This is a genomic window from Mesoflavibacter zeaxanthinifaciens subsp. sabulilitoris (genome assembly GCF_014191595.1).
Lineage (GTDB): Bacteria > Bacteroidota > Bacteroidia > Flavobacteriales > Flavobacteriaceae > Mesoflavibacter > Mesoflavibacter zeaxanthinifaciens.
On the sequence record NZ_JACHWV010000005.1, the window covers coordinates 253,399 to 274,345 of the forward strand.

At 30.6% G+C, this 20,947-nt stretch carries 12 protein-coding genes; 7 read left to right on the plus strand and 5 right to left on the minus strand.

Going from position 1 to position 20,947, the window contains the following annotated elements:
- A complete protein-coding gene (locus FHS04_RS09325; RefSeq protein WP_106677188.1) occupies positions 1-1,494 on the minus strand; it encodes an aminotransferase-like domain-containing protein in 1,494 nt (497 codons plus the stop codon).
- Positions 1,495-1,572: 78 nt separating this feature from the next.
- Here FHS04_RS09325 and FHS04_RS09330 point away from each other — a divergent pair, with 78 nt between their 5' ends.
- From FHS04_RS09330 to FHS04_RS09340, 3 genes are all read left to right on the plus strand, one after another.
- Complete coding sequence (locus tag FHS04_RS09330) at positions 1,573-3,393, plus strand: TonB-dependent receptor plug domain-containing protein (RefSeq protein ID WP_106677186.1); 1,821 nt, start codon at positions 1,573-1,575, stop codon at positions 3,391-3,393.
- Positions 3,394-3,460: 67 nt separating this feature from the next.
- On the plus strand, positions 3,461-4,330 hold the full coding sequence (locus FHS04_RS09335) for a cupin-like domain-containing protein (RefSeq protein WP_027879627.1): 870 nt from the start codon (positions 3,461-3,463) through the stop codon (positions 4,328-4,330).
- A gap of 2 nt (positions 4,331-4,332) precedes the next feature.
- Positions 4,333-4,824, plus strand: coding sequence for a DUF6646 family protein (locus tag FHS04_RS09340; RefSeq protein ID WP_106677184.1), 492 nt, complete (start codon positions 4,333-4,335; stop codon positions 4,822-4,824).
- A gap of 55 nt (positions 4,825-4,879) precedes the next feature.
- On the opposite strand, the gene FHS04_RS09345 is transcribed toward FHS04_RS09340, so the two are convergent.
- Complete coding sequence (locus FHS04_RS09345; RefSeq protein ID WP_106677183.1) at positions 4,880-5,347, minus strand: regulatory protein RecX; 468 nt, start codon at positions 5,345-5,347, stop codon at positions 4,880-4,882.
- Positions 5,348-5,511: 164 nt separating this feature from the next.
- Between FHS04_RS09345 and FHS04_RS09350 the strand changes: the two genes are divergently transcribed.
- A complete protein-coding gene (locus tag FHS04_RS09350) occupies positions 5,512-10,191 on the plus strand; it encodes a beta strand repeat-containing protein (protein ID WP_146131289.1) in 4,680 nt (1,559 codons plus the stop codon).
- 114 nt (positions 10,192-10,305) lie between these two features.
- Entirely contained in the window at positions 10,306-12,810 is a 2,505-nt protein-coding gene (locus FHS04_RS09355; RefSeq protein ID WP_106677179.1) for a T9SS type A sorting domain-containing protein, read from the plus strand.
- A 63-nt stretch (positions 12,811-12,873) separates the two neighbouring features.
- On the opposite strand, the gene FHS04_RS09360 is transcribed toward FHS04_RS09355, so the two are convergent.
- From FHS04_RS09360 to porZ, 3 genes are read right to left on the minus strand one after another with little or no spacing between them, the layout of a single operon-like run.
- Positions 12,874-15,291, minus strand: coding sequence for a TonB-dependent receptor (locus FHS04_RS09360; RefSeq protein WP_317044609.1), 2,418 nt, complete (start codon positions 15,289-15,291; stop codon positions 12,874-12,876).
- Entirely contained in the window at positions 15,275-15,994 is a 720-nt protein-coding gene (gene recO / locus FHS04_RS09365) for a DNA repair protein RecO (RefSeq protein WP_106677175.1), read from the minus strand. Before recO ends, FHS04_RS09360 begins: the two co-directional genes overlap by 17 nt.
- Positions 15,994-18,354, minus strand: a complete 2,361-nt coding sequence (gene porZ / locus FHS04_RS09370; protein ID WP_106677173.1) for a type IX secretion system anionic LPS delivery protein PorZ — start codon at positions 18,352-18,354, stop codon at positions 15,994-15,996. The genes recO and porZ overlap by 1 nt, the downstream gene beginning before the upstream one ends.
- Positions 18,355-18,513: 159 nt before the next feature.
- Between porZ and FHS04_RS09375 the strand changes: the two genes are divergently transcribed.
- Positions 18,514-19,827, plus strand: coding sequence for an MBOAT family O-acyltransferase (locus tag FHS04_RS09375; RefSeq protein WP_221184975.1), 1,314 nt, complete (start codon positions 18,514-18,516; stop codon positions 19,825-19,827).
- Between the two features lies 1 nt (position 19,828).
- Complete coding sequence (locus FHS04_RS09380) at positions 19,829-20,911, plus strand: alginate O-acetyltransferase AlgX-related protein (RefSeq protein ID WP_106677169.1); 1,083 nt, start codon at positions 19,829-19,831, stop codon at positions 20,909-20,911.
- Positions 20,912-20,947 lie beyond the last annotated feature (36 nt).

Here is a 20,947-nt window from a genome sequence, read left to right on the forward strand (position 1 = left end):
TTAAACTTTAACAGCATCAAAAGACTGTTTCAAAATTTTAACTACGGTTTCAATTTCATCTTCACTTAAGTGACCAAAACCTAATCGTATAGCACAAAGCGATTTGTTTTGATACAAAATGGTTTTTGGTAAAAATAAATTGTTAGCTTTTGCTTTTTCGGCTAATTGAAATAAAGATATATTAGAATTAAATTCTAACCATATTGCTAATCCACCATCAGGGATTTTCCAAGTAGCTTCACCTTTAAAATGAACAGTTAAACATTTGGACAAATAATCTCTGCGTTGTTTGTAAACCGTAATATTTTTCTTGATTAATCGGTTAATTTCACCTTCTGCAATAAGCTCAGATAACATTTGTTTTTGTATTAAATCGCCTTGTTTATCTAATAACTGAAGGTAATTATTAGCTTCTTTAATTACGTTTTGCGGCGCGATTAAAAACCCTATTTGAAAACTAGGAAAAAAAGATTGTCCTAAACGACCTAGATAGATTACAACGCCTTCACTATCTGCACTTGCCATAGGTAACATTGCCGATCCATTAAATTGAAAATCGTAATCAAAATCGTCTTCAATTATAGCAAAATTATAAGCTTTAGCTAGTTGTAATAATTTAACACGCCTATCGGCAGACAACGTCACGGTTGTTGGGTATTGCCTATGCGCACAAACATAAACACATCTAATACTGTTTTTGGTAAAATGCTGTTCTATAAAATCTACATCTATTCCGTTATGATCAACAGGTATTGTAATTAAATTTGCACCAGCTTGCTGAAAAATCATATTTGATTTATAAGAACTTAATTGCGCAACCAATACCACATCGTTTTTTTTAATAAGTAATTGAGATACGATATACAAACTCATTTCTGTACTTCGAGTACTTAAAATATTATGCGGCATTATGTAAAAACCGCGTGTTGCATTTAAATAATTACACAGTTGTTTATTAAATATAGAATAGAATTGATCTTGGGTTTGATTCCATTTAGACACTAAAGTTGGACGTTTCATAGACGCACTATACCAACGCGAAAATTGATGTGTTGGATGCAATCTTAAATCCGGTTGTCCATCGTTTAGCACATATGCACAATCAGAATTTTCTTCTGTAGATGCCAAATTAAATGAAGATTGAAATGAAAACCCTGCTGTTTCTGGATACGTCTTTAGTTTTTCTAATCCTTGTGCAGCGCCTTTAATTGCTGCTGTTTTCTTTTCGGGCATTAAAACAAAAGTACCTTTATTTGCAACTATATCTACCCAACCTTGTGATGCTAATTCGTCATAAACTGCAACTGCAGTATTACGATTTATATCAAGCAGTCCGCTAAATTTTCTAGTTCCTGGTAACTTCGTTCCTTCGGTTAAATAACCACGTTGTATGGCATTAATAACTTGTTGAGCAATTTGAATGTACTTGGGCGAAACAGATGTATTATCTAAAGTTACTAATGTTAATAATATGTCTTCAACCGGACTATTCATTGTTTTAAAACTGGACTAGTTTACTAATCCGGAAAGTTACGAATTTTGCAGCTTCAAAAATCACATAAAAAATTTATTATGAAATTGACTCGTTTTTTTATCGGGCTAAGCGTTTTATCAACAAGTTTACAAGCGCAAGATTTACAAAAAGAACAACAATTAGACTCGGTTGTTATCTCTTCTACTAGAATAGATTTACCGTTTAAAGAAAATTCAAGAACTATTACTATAGTTTCTTCTTCAGATATAAAAAATAGCGCAGCTACCAATGTTGCCGATGTATTACAACAATTTGCAGGCGTAGATATAAGACGTCGTGGTACTGCTGGTAGCCAAGCAGATTTACATATTCGTGGTGGCGGATTTGACCAAACTTTACTACTTATTGATGGTATAAAAATGGACGATGCGCAAACAGGACATCACACCATGAATGCCGCTTTACCGTTAGAAGTTATAGAACGTATAGAGATTATTAAAGGTCCAGCAGCACGTGTTTTTGGACAAAACGCTTTTACTGGCGCTATAAATATTGTAACTAAAAATAGTTTAAAAAATACGGTATCTGCAAAATTAGAAATAGGTAGTTTTGGACAATTAAATGCAGGTGTTTCGGTTGGTGCAGATTTAGAAAACTCGTCACACATTGTACACATAGATAAAATGACTTCTGAAGGTTATCGTTATAACACAGATTACGATAACAGCAATTATTTTGTAAAAAGTGTTTTTAATAAGAAGAAAAAAGCGATTGAAATGATTGCTACGTTTCAAGAGCGAAAATTTGGAGCCAATGGGTTTTACGCTCGCGAAAGTGCTATTGATCAATACGAAGAAACACAGAATAGTTTATTAGCATTTTCAACACAATTTAAAACTGAAAATCTAACCATAAAACCACGTGTATATTGGAAACGTAATCAAGATGAATACATTTACATACGTAACAATCCAACAGTCTACAGAAATCTTCATATCTCTGATAAAATAGGAACTGAAGTCAATGCGTCTTACAAGTCTAGTTTAGGTGTTACTGGCTTTGGTGTAGATTTATCTAAGGTCTATTTAAGAAGTAATAATTTAGGTAACAGACAGCGTTTTATGTCTACTTTATTTTTAGAACATAGATTTAAACTATTAAATGAAAACCTAGATATTACACCTGGTGTTGCAGTAACTTATTTTTCAGATTTTAAGTTTTATGCGTTTCCTGGTTTAGATCTTGGTTATCGTTTAAATAATAACTTAAAAGTCTATGGAAACATTGGTTATACTTACAGAATACCAACATATACAGACTTATATTATAGTGACCCTAGTACTCTTGGTAACGAAAATTTAGAAGTAGAAGAAGCTTTTTCTCAAGAAATAGGACTTAAATATTTGTCGGCTAAATTTTCAGCATCTGCAGCAGTGTATAATAGAGATGCAAAAAACTTAATTGATTACATAAGACCAAATACTTCAATTTCATTTTTTGAGGCTACGAACATTGCAGAAGTAAACACAAAAGGATTTGAGGTTGATGCGCAATATCATTTCAGCTTAAATAATTACAAGCAAACTTTTACAGTTGGTTACAACTTTATGGAAGATAACATTTTAGATCAAAATAAAGATTTATCGCGTTATTCTTTAAACACCTTAAAACATCATTTTACATCGCGTTTAAGCACACAATTATTTAAAAACATCACTCAAAATATTGTTTATAAACACGCTGAGCGTACTACAGGAGACAGTTACAACGTTTGGGACGCGTCTTTAGAAGCTAGATTAAAACAATTTACGCTTACCGCAACTGCAAGTAATATTTTTAATGCAGAATATATAGAAGCTGGCTTTGTACCAATGCCTCCAAGCAACGTTTTATTTGGTCTTAGATATAATTTTAACTAAGCTATAACTATAGCCTAGTTATTATTTGGTAACGTTTTATTAACTTTGCTCTCTAAATTTTTAATTTTTGAAATTAAATCTTCAAGACATACCAAGGGTTAAAACGATAACCAAAGAAGACTTTATAAAAAACTACTTCAAACCTCAAAAACCAGTGGTTATAGAAGAGTTTATTACAGATTGGCCTGCTTATTCTAAATGGAGTTTAGATTACATTAAAGAGATTGCTGGAGATAAAACTGTACCTCTTTATGATGATAGACCAGTAGATTATAAAGATGGGTTTAATGAGCCTCATGCAAAAATGAAAATGAGCGAATATGTAGATTTGCTTAAACGCGAACCTACAAAATATCGTATTTTTCTGTGGAATGTTTTAAAAGAAGTCCCGCAATTGCAAAAGGATTTTAAGTTTCCTGATTTTGGATTACGTTTAATGAAAGGCTTACCAATGCTATTTTTTGGTGGTCGCGATAGCTATACGTTTATGCACTATGACATAGATTTAGCTAACATTTTTCACTTTCATTTTGAAGGAAAAAAACAATGTATTTTGTTTGACCAGAAACAGAATAAACACTTATACAAAATACCACATTCTTTAATTACAAGAGAAGATATAGATTTTGCTAATCCAGATTTTAACAAATGGCCAGCCTTAAAAAATGCAAAAGGTTGGGTTTGTAATTTAAATCATGGAGAAGTCTTATACATGCCAGAAGGTTATTGGCACTACATGCGCTATTTAACACCAGGTTTTTCTATGAGTTTACGCGCTATTGCACGAAACCCAAAAAACTTAGGAAAGGCTATATATAACGTATTTATTATGCGAAGCATAGATAATGTTATGCGCAGAATTAAAGGTCAAAAATGGATAGATTGGAAAAACCAACAAGCCATTACAAACACAAATAAATATTTAACTAAATCTTAAAAATGAAAAAAGGATTATTAATACTTGCTTGTTTAATTACAAGTCTAGTAACTGCTCAAACTTTTGAAGGAAAAGGCGACCAAAAATTACAGATAGGTGCAAACTTTCAAGATAATGTAAACGGAATTGTAATTACATACGATTATGGTTTAGGCGAAAACATCTCTGTAGGAATTGTTGGTGGTTATGCGCTTAATCTAAACAATGGTTTAGAAGCAGATTTTGAAGATAGAATAGACTTAAAAGCACGTTTTAATGCTAACTTAGGCAATGTAATTAACATTAGTGACAACTTTGATGTATATCCTGGGATTAGCTTAAGTTTAAAGAATTTTGGCGGACACCTTGGTATGCGTTATTTCTTCTCAGACGGTTTTGGATTATTCACAGAATTTGGTACTACGTTTGCCAAATATAACTCGGATGCCTTAACACCTGCAGAAAAAATAAACAATCAATTTAATGCTAATATTGGAGCTGTATTTAATTTATAGACCAATAAAATTATAAAAAGAAAAGCCTTTCTCTATTTAAGTTGAAAGGCTTTTTTTATGGAATTAACTCGTTTACTTTATCATACACTAAATGTGTTTCCCAACCACGATAAAGCAAGTAATCTATTAGTTTTTTCTTCTTTTTAAATTTATCAGATTCTTTAATAGATTCTAGTTTCTTTTCTGCTAACTGATTAAAGGTTTTATAGTAATCACTTTCATCTATTATTTTTAAAGCTGCACTAATATTATAACTAGAAATATCTTTTCGTTTCAACTCTAATTTTAAGCGTTGTTTTCCCCACTTTTTTATATTGAATTTTCCACTTACAAAAGCTTTTGCATAGCGCTCTTCATTTAAAAAATTATGTTCTAATAAATGGACTACAATATGGTCTCTAACCTCAGGTATCATTTGCATTTGTATCAATTTTTGAGTCACTTCTTTATGGCAACGTTCTTGATATGCACAATAATGCTCTAGTTTTTTTATGGCTTCTTCTAAAGTGTAAGAGTTATTCATCTATCGTTTATAGTTCACTAAATTAAATAAATATTAAAAAAAGAGCACACAATATTATGTAATGATTAAATATAACTATAAATCATTGCAATTCATCGAAATAGAAATTAACCCCTTAAGAATTTTCCTATATTTAAGACAAATTAATAGTCAAAAAATACAACATGAATAAATTTCTCCTCTCTTTAATGGCATTGCTATGCCTTAATTTTTCCTTTGGGCAAATATTAACTTTTGATTTTGATGGACTTGCTGGAAATGAAGTATCAGCAAATTCAAATTTTAATGCTGCAACTTTAAATGCATCAACAATAACAAGAGGATCTGGATTAACTGCATCAAACAATGGTAATAGATTTAATGCAACAAATTGGGCTGCAACTAATATAGCAAATGCAGTTTCTGGTAACGATTATATGGAATTTACAATTACGCCAAATTCGGGAACATTTGATGTAACAACTATAATTTTTAATGTTCAAAGATCTGGGACTGGACTAAGAGGTATAGCTCTAAGAAGTTTTTTAGATGGCTACGTAACAGATATAGATGGTGAAAAATCAATTTTAGATAACACTTCTACTCAGATAATAACATTTAATGTAAATCAATTTGGTAATGCCTCAGCGGTTACTTATAGAATTTATGGTTGGGCTGAATCTACTGGCGGATCTGGTGGTTTTGAAGGAGCTGGAAATGATATAATAGTTAATGGATCTACAGGAGGAGGAACTCCACCAGACATAATATTAAACTCTGCTAATCCTGCAACTGCTGCTACAAATATTATTCAAGCTGCAGACGATACTCCAATCTACGCATTTGATTTATCAGTATCTACAGCCAATGCGACTTTAACAGATGTGTCTTTTACAACAACAGGTACATATGCAGCTTCAAACATTACAAATTTTAAATTATACTACTCTGCAGATGCAACTTTTAATGCAGGTACAGATACTTTACTTGATAATATAACAGCAACATTAGGACCAGGCACACATACATTTACTGGATTTAGCCAATTAATTTCTAATGGAAGTACTGGTTATTTATTTATTACTACAGATATACCATGTACTTCTACTAATGGTAACACAATACAAGTAAGCGCTTTATTAACTACAGATTTAACCTTTGTTTCTGCTGGAAGTGTAACAGGAACAGCTTACGATAGTGATACACATACTATACAAACTGCAACACCAAGTAACGTTACAGGATTAACAACTTCTTTATGTGAAAATAATACTACTACTGTAGATTGGACTTTACCAACAGATTGTTATGATAATATTTTAGTGTTTGCAACAGATACATCTTTTTCTACAGCTACACCAACTGGAAATGGCGGTACTTATACAGCTAGTACAACTTTTGGAGCTGGTACTGCTTTTGATGGTGGATTTTGTGTTTACAAAGGAACAGGAACTACTGAAACTATAATAGGCTTAACCAATGGTACCACTTACACCTATAAAGTTTTTACAAGAAACGATTTAGAATGGTCTAATGGCGTAGAAGTCTCTTGTACACCTGTATTTGCCTATTGTACATCAGGTGCTACAAGTGCTTTAGATTCTGAAATAGAAAATGTAACGCTAGTTGGAGAAAATAATACAATATCAAATAACACTACAGATGTATGTACAACTGGTGTTAATGATTATACTGCGATGAGTGCCGATTTAAATGTTGGTGGATCATATACTGTAATTGTAGAATTTGGAGATTGTAGTAATGGTACACAATATAATGGTGCTGGTGGAGTTTGGATTGATTGGAATGGCGATGGCGATTTTGACGATTTAAATGAAACTATTACAACTTTAGATGTTGCAGTAAGTGGCGGAAATGTAATAGAAAATATAACCATTAATGTTCCTGCTTTACAACCTGTAGGTAATTATAGAATGCGTATTGTACAAGAAGAAGGCGGTTCTGCTGGAACTGTTTCACCTTGCGGTACATTTACTTACGGATCTACAGAAGATTACACCATAGAAGTGATTAATGCTTGTATACCTACACAAACCATTGTTAGCTTTACGCCTACTTCTGGACCAACAGAAAGTATAGTAACTATTACAGGAACTGGCTTTACAGGATCTTCAACTGTAGATTTTAATGGTACTAGCGCAACAATCTTAAGCCAAACTGCTACCGAATTAGTTGTAGAAGTACCAAGCGGTGCTACAACTGGTGTTATTACTGTAACCGAAAGTGGTTGTCTTGTAAATTCTTCGTCAAACTTTACAGTTATTGACTCTACTGGAGCTTGTTCTGGAGGAACTAGTTTTACCGATTTAATAATTACAGAAGTATACGATTCTGACTCTGGAAACGGATGGTACATGGAATTATACAATCCTACTGCAACAGCAATAGACTTAGATGCTGTAGGAACTGATTTTGCAATTGAACGTTATGGAGATATTGGAGATGCTTTACCATCAAGAACTATAGATTTAACAGGTACAGTTGCTGCAAATTCTGTGTTTACTTTAAGAATAGGAAGTGCTACGCCTAATCCATGTTCTGCTATCACTTATGATTTTACAGAATTAAATGCAGGTATTAATGCTAATGATGAAATTAGATTAACTAAAAATGGATTACAACATGATGTGGTACATTGTCCTAATGAAACTGGATATTCTATTTTAAGAAACTCTGTTGCAACAGGTCCATCAACAACTTTTACAGCTGGTGATTGGACAACAAATTTAACTGAAAGTTGTGCAGATTTAGGCGTATTTACTTTACCTACTAGCCTACCTACAGCGTCACCAATAAGTGACGTTTCTGGTTGTACTGGTGTTACTTTTAGCTTTACAGCAACTGCTGGAAATTCTGGAACTTTAACTTATGCATGGTATTACAATGATGGCGTTTCTCCAACATGGTCTACCGTAACAAACACTAGCTTTTTACCTGGTACTGTAACTGGAGAAAATTCAAACACATTAACAATTGACGGTTTTGATTTAAATGGTTATCAATTTTATGCAGAAGTTATTGAAGATGGTACATGTTCTCAAGCAACAAATGCAGCTCAGGTTAGTATGATTACTACCACTTGGTCTGCTGGAACATGGGATAATGGTATTCCTGATCTGACCACTACAGCAATTATCAACGACACATACAATACAACTTTAAACGGAAATATAGAAGCGTGTAGCCTTTATATCAATCCATCATATGTATTGACTGTTGGTGCAAATAGTTACGTAAAAGTTCAGACTAGTATTTATAACAATGGTGAATTATTAGTTCAAAACGAAGGGTCTGTAATTCAAATAGACAATTCTGGTATTTATGATGACTCAGGTAGTGTTGCTACTATCCCAACAACCGTAGAAAAATTAACCGCAGTATTAGACGCATGGTACGAGTACACCTACTGGAGTAGTCCAGTGACTAATGAAACTATAGGAAGTGCATTATTCCCATCAAGTCCGTATAGAAGATTTAGTTTTAACGCAGGTAATTTTGTAGACTCTACTTACGAGACTAACAATAACAATGCTACAGTTGTTGGTGCAGGAGTAGATGATATTGATGACGATGCTAATGATTGGCAACTAAGATCTGCTGGAGATTTAATGACACCTGGTGTTGGTTATGCTGCAACACACTCGCCAGCTGCATACACTACAGCAACTAATTATAACTATTCTTTTAGAGGTCCGTTAAATACTGGTATTATTTCTGTTTCTGTAGAAAGAAATGACACAGAACTTGGAGATACAAATTGGAATTTAATTGGTAATCCTTACCCATCTGCTATTGATGCAACATTATTTTTTAATGAAAATAATTACAGTGCAAACCCATCAACAGGTACTTTAGATGGCGCTATATATTTATGGTCACATTCTACGCCTCCATCGGTAACTAATAACGGTAATCAACAAATTAATTTTGACCTTAACGATTATATTACACTTAACTATACTGGTTCTTCAGTAAGCGGAGTGACAAACTACATAGCGTCTGGACAAGGTTTTTTTGTCACATATTCTGATGCTGCTCCATCAACAACCGGAACGGTAACGTTTAATAATAGTATGCGTGTTGACGGAAATAACAATCAGTTTTTTAGAACTAGTAATGTTAACGCAAGCACTAATATTTCTGAAAATAGATTATGGTTAAAATTAACTAATGATTTTGGCTTAAAAGATAATATTATGATTGGTTACGTTAATGGAGCAACAACTGTTAACGATGGTGCTGCTTACGATGCTAAAACAAACGGAGCATATACAAAAACAATGACTTTTTACTCATTAATTCCTGGTGACACAGAAAAATTAAGTGTACAAGGTAAAGCCATTTCCGATTTAAATATTAACGAAACTATATATATTGGTTTTCTAAACAAGATAGATATGCCAACAGTTTACACTATAAGCATTGATAATTTTGAAGGAGACTTTTTAGCAAACAATACTGCTTACATAAAAGATAATTTATTAAACACGTATCATGATTTATTCGCTAGTGCTTATTCGTTTACTTCAGAAGTTGGTGAATTTAACGACCGTTTTGAAATTGTATTTACAAACCCAACGTTAAGTATTGACCAATTTACTTTAAATGAAATTAATACAACAATCATTTCATTAACTAATGATGATGTTAAGTTTATTGCTCCTAAAAACCTAAGCATTAGCTCGGTTACTATTTATGATAATTTAGGAAGAAAAATAATTAATTTAAAAGGAAGTGAACAAACAGAAACCTATCACTTAAATACATTAAGTCAATCTGTTTACTTAGCTGAGATAGAACTTTCCAACAAGCAAAAAATCATTAAAAAGTTTATCAAAAACTAAAAAAAATGTTTTTTATCGCTAAAAACTTAAGCTTCAACTAATAAAGTTGAAGCTTTTTGTTTTAAAATAATTTATGAAATATTTTTAGCATGCTATTAATTATATATCATTAAGATGAAAAAATTTACGCTATTAATATTTTTTTTATTTACTATTTTATCATTTGGCCAAACACTTTTACAACCTGGAGAAATTATAATTACAGGTTATAATGCAAATGATGCTGATCAATTTACATTTGTATTATTAACTGAAACATCAACAGGTACAGTAGTTAAATTCACAGATAATTCGTGGAATAATACAACCTCATCTTTCTCTACTTCAGAAGGTATCATTGAATGGCAATCTGATCAAGACTTACCATGTGGTACAGAGATCACAATTACTGAAACATCAGGAAATAACTTTACACCTTCAATTGGCGTGGTAACTAACAATCCGACTGGTGGTTTTTCATTAAATGGTGGTGGAGAACAAATTCTAGTTTTTAGAGATACCACTGCTACACCATTTTTTTTATATGGTATTAGTTTTGATAGTACTGGTTGGACTTATGATCCTGTAAACAATAGCACAACTTCAGATTTACCAGCGTCTCTAACGCTTGGTACTTCTGCTTTAAATTTAGGAGGAAATATTTCTAATGCAAAATATAATTGTACAACTACAACGACGACTGCTAATATTTTAGCAGATGCAGGAACGGCAAGTAACTGGCTAACATCTTCAACACGTTTTAGTAATTTAGGTGGATGTGGTTACACTTGCGATATAGCTAATCCTTGTGGCACAACAATAGCAACTTGGACAAGTGGTACATGGCAAGGAGGAATTTTACCTGACTTAACAAAGAGTGTTATTATCAATGATTATTATGACACCTCTATAAATGGAAGTTTTAGTGCTTGTAGCTTAACAGTATCTGCTGGAAACACTTTATTTATAGCAGACAATACTTTTGTTGAAGTACAAAGAAATGTAGATAATAACGGAATAATTAATTTACAAACTGCGGGTAGCTTTTTACAGAATGATAATACTCAAAGTTTTACTAATAATGCAGCAGGAACATCTACTGTAACTAAACGAACAGCAATAATCAATAATTGGTATGAATATACTTATTGGAGTAGTCCTGTTACTGGTGAAACAATAGAAAACACATTTTTTACAACAAATCCAGATAGACGTTTTTACTTTAACGCAGCTAATTTTTCTGATTTGTTCTATGAAGTCGGCAACAACAATACATTAACAGCTTATACAGCAACAGATACATTAGATGATATTGATGACAATGGTGACGATTGGCAATATGCTTCTGGAATAATGACACCTGGTGTTGGCTACGCTGCGACACTGTCCCCTACATCTTTTAGTATTGGTGGAGGCAGTGGTAATAACTTTGCACATATCTTTTCGGGACCTTTTAATAATGGATTAATAAACGTTGCTGTAGTTAGAAATGATGATAGTAGTACTAGTGCAATACCAGATAATAATTGGAATTTTATAGGCAATCCTTACCCTTCTGCTATTGATGTAGACTTATTTATGGCTGCAAATAAATACTCAACATCTAATACAGAAGGCACATTAGATGGTAGCATCTATTTATGGTCACAAAACACACCGCCTTCAGATAATAACAATGGTAATCAAATCCTAAATTTTTCTGGGTCAGATTATGCAATCATAAATGGTGTAGGTGAAACTGCAGGAGGAGATGGTGTTACTCCTACCAGACATATTGCTTCTGGACAAGGCTTTTTTGTAAACTATGATGATAATGCGACAACACCTGGAACAGTAATATTTAATAATGGTATGCGTGTTAAATCTAATAACAATCAATTTTTTAGATATTCAAATACAACTACTACAAACATTAATAACGAAAGTGACAACTTTCATGTAGAAAAGCTTCGTTTAAACTTAACATCAGACAATGGTGTATTTAATCAAATTTTAATCGTCTACAATACTTTAGCTACAAACAATTTTGATGGCTCATATTATGATGCTGCCAAAAATTTATCTTCTAATACTGCAGTTAAATTTGGTTCTATAATAGAAAACAATCCAAATCTATTTGCCATACAAGCAAGAAACATTAGTGATTTAAATGAAGATGAGATTATACCTGTAGCCTTTAAAACTTCTATAAATGTAGCTACACTTTATACTATTTCTATTGTTGATACACAAGGAAACTTTTTATCTAGCAACCCTATTTATCTTAAAGACAATTTAACCTCTACAATTCACGATTTAACTGTAAGTGATTACAACTTTACTTCTAATGTTGGCGAGTTTAACAATCGCTTTGAGATTGTTTTCAACAATGCTAGTTTGAGTATTGATAATAAAGAAACAACTTTAAACAACCTTTCTATTATTGAGCTAGAAAATGATAATGTAATGTTTAAAGTCGGTCAGAATCTTAAGATTAAAACAATTGAAATATTTGACACTTTAGGGAAGTTAATATACTCTTTTAAAGGTAATAATTACTCTGAAACTTACAACTTGAAAAATTTAAATGAAAATCTTTACATAGCTAAAGTTACATTAAACAATGGGCAAACCATTACTAAAAAAACTATAAAAAAATAAAGGCAATGTGTAAATGCTAATCCTTAAAACCAGTATTAACTAATTTTGTTAATGCTGGTTTTTTTATAGACTATATGTTAATGAAACAATTAAATTTCTTCCTGGTGCAGCAATACCGGACGAGTATGTTTTATAGCGTTGGTCTGTTATATTTTCTAAAGTTGCTGTAACTATTGTATCTTCTGCTAATTGATATTGAGTCCTAAGATTTAAGGTATACCAAGATGGAGAATAAGGGTTACCATTTTCATCTAAAGCATAAATGTAATCTTTCTCTGTTTCTGAAGGAGCCAATTGAGTAAAAGATAATTTGTTATTATAATTTACAAAGCCATCTAATTTAAACTTATCAGATTGCCACATTAGATGTGTATCGCCAAAGTTTGGTGCTACGTGTCTTACTGGTACTTCTATACCGTCTGTTTCTTCTGTACCACCTATAAAATTATATCTTGATGTTAGCTTAAGTTGGTCACTAATATTCCATAGAGCAGCAAATTCAAAACCATATATCCAAGATTTTGATGCATTTTGTATAGACTGCACATTACTTAATTCGTTATTATAAATAATTTCGGTTTCTCCATTAAGATCTCCATCTCTTCTAACTAAAGCATTATCTAAATAGGTATAGTATGTTGCTAAATCAAATACTACCTTTTTATTAAAATTAAGTTTTAAACCTAGTTCTCCATTGTATGCATACTCTGGTTTTAAATTATTATTTGGTACAACTACAGATCCTGGTTCTGAGTCAAAAACCTTACCAACATCATCAATATTTGGTGCTCTAAATGCTGTAGAGAGATTAAGTTTCCATTGTAAAATATCATTGGGTAACCATGTGATTCCTGTTGATGCTGTTAAAGCATCTGCATTGATCTTAGATTGATCAAATGGTAAATTTAAGTATTGATTATTAGCAGTAAAATTTGCACTTTGTGTTACGTTATTATATCTTAAACCTGATTGTAATACAAACTTTTGGTTTGGTTTATACTTATAATTAGCATAAATAGCTGTACTTTTCCAAGTAGCACCATCTGGATATCTTGACACAGTGTTTCCTGTTGTGTTATCTTCAATATTCTCTGTATATCCAATAGAATTAACTTTATTGAAAACATATTCAAAACCATAAAAAAGACTAGATTTTTTGCTTAGATCTTTTTCTAAATCTAAGTTAAAAGACAAAGCATTAACAGACTCTTCATGTATATTCCTAATTATATCTTCAAAATCTCTATCTATTCTACTTTCTTCAAAATTTTGATATGCAAATGTTGCTTTTATATTATCATAAAATGTAGCCTTACTACTTGTCTTTGTTACTTTTAAATTAGACATAAACCAACGTTGTGGCCCATAATTCCATTCTGCTGAACGCAAATTATCACCTCTATATCTAATTAATCTGTCATATCTTGGATAATCGGAAGTTGTCGTGTAAAATAATCCTAAATCAAAATCTAAGTTATCTTTTGGTTTGTATGCTACTTTTTGCATTAAATTGATTTGGTTGTAACCAGTAAATTTTTGAATTTTTGGATTATTGTTTTCAATAATTACATCTTGATTATTTTCAGTCACGACGTATTCGGGTCTTAAATACTCTGCTGGTCCATGACTACCCATACGCAAATCGTTAAAATCTGTATACGTAACATTAGTTAAGAATCCCCATTTTTTTAGACCTAAATTTACATCTACATGTGCAGTTTTTTCTTGATTTGCTGTAGCATATCTAAGCATTACATTACTATCTACAATTAAACTATCTGTGTAAGAAAGCTTAGGTCTTTTAGTATAAAAACTCATTACGCCACCAATAGCATCGCTACCATAAATAGTTGAACCTGCACCAAGAATAACTTCAGTTTTTTCTATGGAAAGTGGATCTATAGAAATTACATTTTGAAGATTACCACCTCTAAAAATTGCGTTGTTCATCCTTACTCCATCAATACTAATTAATAATCTATTTGTAGAAAAACCACGTATCATTGGGCTACCACCACCTAACTGACTTTTCTGGATATAAACTTTACCTGTATTTTCTAATAAGTCTGCACTAGTTTGTGGATTATTAAACTTTATTTGATCGGCGTTTACTATAGCTATACTTTTAGGGATTTCTCGTTTATTTTGCTTAAAATTTGATGCAGATATTATAACCTCATCCAAACCTAATTGATTACTCTCTAGATAAATATAATCGGTCTTAATATTTTCTTTTTTTAAAGATTTTAAATTGAAAGAAATATGTTGAAAAAAGATCAATTCTGTATCTAAAAACTTATCTAGATTAACTAAGCCATCTTCGTCTGTAACTTCTGTTGTAGTTTGATTTTTATTAAAAACAGCAACGCCTGGTATTGGTGTTTTGGTTGTTTTATCTATAACTTTTACTGACTGCGCATAGGCATTTGCAAAAAAACAGAATATAAAAATGTACGTTATCTTTTTAATTAAATACATCATTTAAGATTTGTAAAGATTTAGGTTGATTAAAATTGGTTAAGTGCAAATCAAAATACTGCAACAACATTTTTAAAAACTGCTGTCTTTGTTTTGAGTTGATTTTTATTTGATTTAATGCATCAAAATCTGTGCCTAGAAGCTGTTTTAAGAGTGTTAAATTTTCTCCGGAAACACAGTGCTTTGAATTGTTTATGTATTGAAATTGACCTTCTAAAAGATTAAAAAAATCTGCATCAATTTCAGAATCATCAGGATAAAAACCTAGATACTTCGTTAATTCTAAAAGAAATAGTAAATGAGCGTTAGATATTTGACTACTTTCATCTAACCACATAAAAGAGGTCTCTAAATAATTAAACAATGGTATATTTTGCTCTTCTTCTTTAAGTGCTTGAGATAAGATTTCGGCTAAAAACATTGCAATAGCACTTTTAACAATATTGGTATGCAAACTACTATATAGAAAGCTTGTTTTTAAATCTTTTATATACTGTAAAGACCTATTATCTTTATGGTCTGTTTCTAATTCTAATAAAGATAATGGTTGAAAATAGGCTATTTTCTTATTATTCTTTTTAGACTTTAAAACACCTTTTAAAATATAACTGACTATACCATGATTATAGGTATAACATTTTACTATTAAATCGTTGTCTTTAAATCTTATTTTAGAAAGAACTATGGCTTTTGTTTTGGTTTGCATTACCTAACCACCATTAATTTAAGCACCTTGGTTTCTAAAGTATCGAGATCGTTTAACATGACTAGATACACGCCAGAAGCCACAACATCTCCAGCTAGATTTTTACCATTCCATAATGCTGTACCGCCATCAATTTCAAGATTATAACCTTTAAACCTGCCGTTTGTATTAGACTCTGCTTCTGCTACAAGATTACCTTCAATATCTGTAATCTTAATATTAACGTTTTCTGAAATGTCTCTTATTTTAATTTTTTCTGAAACCATATCAAATGTAGGTCTAACTGGGTTTGGAAACACAAAAGCATCCTCTAAAGTAGTTTTTGGTTTTGACGCTTCTGACTTAAAAGATAATAGACCTTTTTCTGTAGCTATGTAAACAATACCATTTTCTTCATCCAATGCTACATCTAAAACATCATTACTTGGTAGTGGTGAGTTGTCTTTTGTAAAGTGATATATGGTTTGTTGACCATCTGATGAAAAATAATACAAACCTGTGTCTAATGTTGCTATCCATTTATTGTTAGAACCATCCACTTCAATATCTGTTACAAATTGCTGAAAAAGCAGCTCACTAGCTTCTCCATTATCTAAAACCACTATATTATCTACTTCTGGATTTTCTAAAAAGCTTTGTGTGTTGTAAACAACTCTTATCCCTTTATCCATACCAATCCATAATTGTCCATTTCTGTCTAATGCTAATGTTCTTATGTTTGGAGAAGGCATTCCTTCTTCTTCCTCACTTATATTAACTATTGTTGGATTATTACTGCTATTAGGTACACATGCTATTACACCATAGTGAGAACTACCAGAAAATATTGTTCCGTTATTATCAAAAACCATTGAAGAAAATCCTAAATTACTTGTTGCGGGATCTATTAGAGCTTGGTAGTTATAAGATGTCCATTGACCATTTTCTGATAGTTTATTAAGAGTTTCGTTAACACGTCCATTATAAACATAAAAATTACCTTGATCATCAAAAGCTGAATTTAAAATCAAATAAACCGAACCAAATAAAGGCACCAAACTACTATTACTTTGGTTAAACACATTAACTACTTCTTCATTTTGTATATTTATAATCCCTGAATAGTATGAACTTACATACACATTGCTACTATTAAATGGGTCTATTGTAAGATAGGATAAGTACCATGGATTTGTTACGTTTTGAGCTAAAGAATCATACGTTATATTTCGCCATTCATCATTTATAAAATGACTAATCCCTTCTCTTCTTACTCCTCCATTAAAATTATAAGATATTGAATAACCTCCATGTATTCCCCAGATTTGTCCTTCTTGATATTTTAATTTAAAAAATCTATTTCGTAATGGACTTTCTGGATGAATTTCTTCAAAATTTTCTGGATCAGAAAAACTGGTTTTTAAAATTCCAAAAGCTGGTTGTCCTGTATTTTCAATTCTATTTGTTCCAACAAACAATTCTTCTGATACAGATATACTTGTACTAAAATTTGGATTAAAATCTGTTGTTGTTGCTGCATTGACTAACTGATCAAAATTACTACTATATACATAAGATTGCTTAGTTATTGTAACTGACAAACGGTTGTCGTTACTTTTAAAACCAACTATATCTTGTGGGTAAGCAACTTTTTGGATTAAGTTACCATTAACAACTTCATAAACTCTTCTATTAGAATTAGCTACGTATAGTCTATCTTCAACATTTTGAACACCTAACCAATTTCCGTTATTTAAACTTTCCCATTCTTGATAATCAATTAAATTAGGATTATCTAAACTTGCTCTATACAATCTTTGCTCTGTTGCTGCATATATATAATTGTTAAACATTGTTGTCTGTCTAACTTTTAATTGTGAACCATTTGGACCTATGTAATATGTATCTCCAAATTCTAAAGCATTAATGTTATATACTGATATACCATAATCTGTTGAGATATAAACCAAATCTTGATTTCTAAAAAATTGATTTATACCTTTATTATTTGGCGGAATTGTTGGTTTATCTAAAATATCAACTACCGTTAAAAACGTTCTATTTACTTGATCATAAATTTGCATTAGGCCATTTTCAAACCCTAATAACAGTAAATCTTGGTCTTCTATATATAAGATAGCACTTATAGTCTCTCCTGACAAACCATTAATAGTAGAAAGTTTTTCTATTTGATAGGTATTAATATCATATGTAAAAATAGTGTTTTCTGCAGCTACATATAATTTGTCTAAACCTGGTGACACATCTTTAATTTCCAGATAAGAATAATGTTCTGACCAAGCATCTTCAAAGTTTTGACAGTAACTTATTTTTATAAAAAAAAATAAAAAAATAAATATCAGTGGTTTAATGTACCGCATTAAAACAAAGTTTGGGTTGCTAGAATAAAACCCAAAAGTACTATATTTTATTGTATTTTAGACCTCAATAATTTTAGTCTTGTGTTATTTAGTAGCCCTATATTTTTATTTCTATTTCTTCCTTTTTCTTTAGCTCTATATTATTTAGCACCAAAGAAAATGAAAAACATCATTCTTTTGGTTTTAAGTTTAGGGTTTTATACTTGGGGAGAAAAACAGATGGTTATTTTGATACTATTATCTTCATTAGTTGATTATAGTTCTGGATTAATCATTAATTCAGGGAAAAAAAAGATAGGCTTAATATTATCTATAGTATTTAATCTAAGCATTTTAATCTACTTTAAATACTCTAACTTTATTATTTCTAATATTAATAATAACTTAATTACAAATGTTGTTTTACCTATAGGAATCAGTTTTTATACATTCCAAACAATGTCTTATACTATAGATGTTTACAGAGGTAACATAAAAGCTAATAAAAACTTTATTGACTTTACGATGTATGTTACTTTGTTTCCTCAATTAATTGCAGGACCAATTGTTAGATACTCTCAAGTTCAAAAACAATTAAAAGACAGAATAACAAACATAAAACAGTTTACTACTGGTATAGAGAGGTTTATTATTGGTTTAGCAAAAAAAATGCTAATTGCTAATAATTGTGCTTTTTTTGCAGACGCAGCATTTAGTCTATCCCAAAATCAATCTTCTGCATTAATTGCTTGGATAGGTATTGTAGCTTATACTTTACAAATATTTTTTGATTTTTCAGGATATTCTGATATGGCTATAGGTTTAGGTAAAATGTTTGGCTTTAATTTTCCTGAAAATTTTAATTATCCATACATCTCTAAATCTATAAAAGAATTTTGGCGACGTTGGCACATAACTTTATCACAATGGTTTAGAGATTATTTATACATCCCTTTAGGCGGAAATAGAAAAGGAAACCATAGAACATATATAAATTTAATCATAGTTTTTTTCTTAACAGGCTTATGGCATGGTGCCAATTGGACATTTATAGTTTGGGGATTGTTTCATGGTTTATTTTTAATTATTGAGAGAATTGGTTTTGAATCTTTTTTAAAAAAACAAAGTACTTGGATTGCTCATTTTTACACACTACTTATAGTTATTGTTGGATGGGTAATTTTTAGAAGTGAAAATCTAAATCAAGCAATTAATTACACATATACCTTATTTGATTTTAAAGCACCTTTAAATACTGGCTTTTTAAACTTTTACTTAACCAAAGAAGTTATTACAGCATTAATAATAGGGATAATATTATCTACACCTGTTTATCAAAAAGTAAAATTATATTTTAATAATTTAAAAGACAACAACAGCATTTACAATCTAAGTGTTTTATGCTATAATGCAGGGTTAATTTTCTTATTTGTTCTCTGTTTTTATTATATAGCTACAGAAGCTTACAACCCATTTATCTATTTTAGATTTTAAAATGAATAATATCTATAACATAAAAAACAAACTTTTTATAGCAGTGTTTTTACTGTTATTAATTGTACCTAATTTAGTTTTAATTTTTGGAGTGGAATCTAAAATTGGTGATAACGAAAATTTAAAATTTAAAAAATTTCCTAAAATTGATATAAAAAAACCTACACAAAGCCTATCAAGTTTTAAAAGTTATTATTTGGGCAATTTTGGTCTTAAAAAAACAACTGTTAATCAATACATCAATTTTAAAGAAACTGTTTTAAAAGAAGAACCTTTACCAAATTATAATTTAACAGGAAAAGATGGTTGGTATTTTTTGGGCAATCATTATAATAATGTTTTTTATGATTCCTTTGGGATGACTGGTGACAATAAAACAAAAGAAATTATTAATTACTTAAACAGAATCAATCAATATCTAAATTCAAAAAACATAAAATTCTATGTTATATTTCCGCCTAATAAACATAGTATTTATTCTGAGTATTTACCATTTCAATTAGAGAAAAAAGAAACTCTTTATAATCACTTAAAAAGAGAGTTAGAAAAAAACTCAACAGCTCAATTAATAGATTTACATTCTGTTTTACTAAAAGAAAAAAAAGAAAACCAATTATATTACAAAACAGATTCTCATTGGAATGATTTAGGGGCTTTTATAGCTTATCAACACATTATAGATTATATCAAAAAAGATATATCCATTCAAAAACTAGAACTTAAGGATTATAAAGTTTCTACAGATTTCAAAGTTTTAGGAGACAATACTCAAATGGTAAACATTAAAGAAAAAACAGAAGTTATAAATTTCGAAAAAAAGACACCTTCCAAAATAGAAGTTTTATCAGATGACCAGAAATTTCTTCATTTTAAAAATGAAAGTAAAGATTATAAGTTAATACTTTATAGAGATTCTTTTTCTAATGCTCTAATACCTTTTTTTAACGAAACCTTTGAAGATGCTATATACATAAGAAACTTTAAAATCAATAAAAAAGACATTGAAAATAATAACCCTGATATTGTTATTTTAGAATTGGTTGAAAGAAATATAAATTACCTTAGTAAAGCTGACTTAAAATAAAAAAACCGCCTTATAGGCGGTTTTTATTTATTAGTT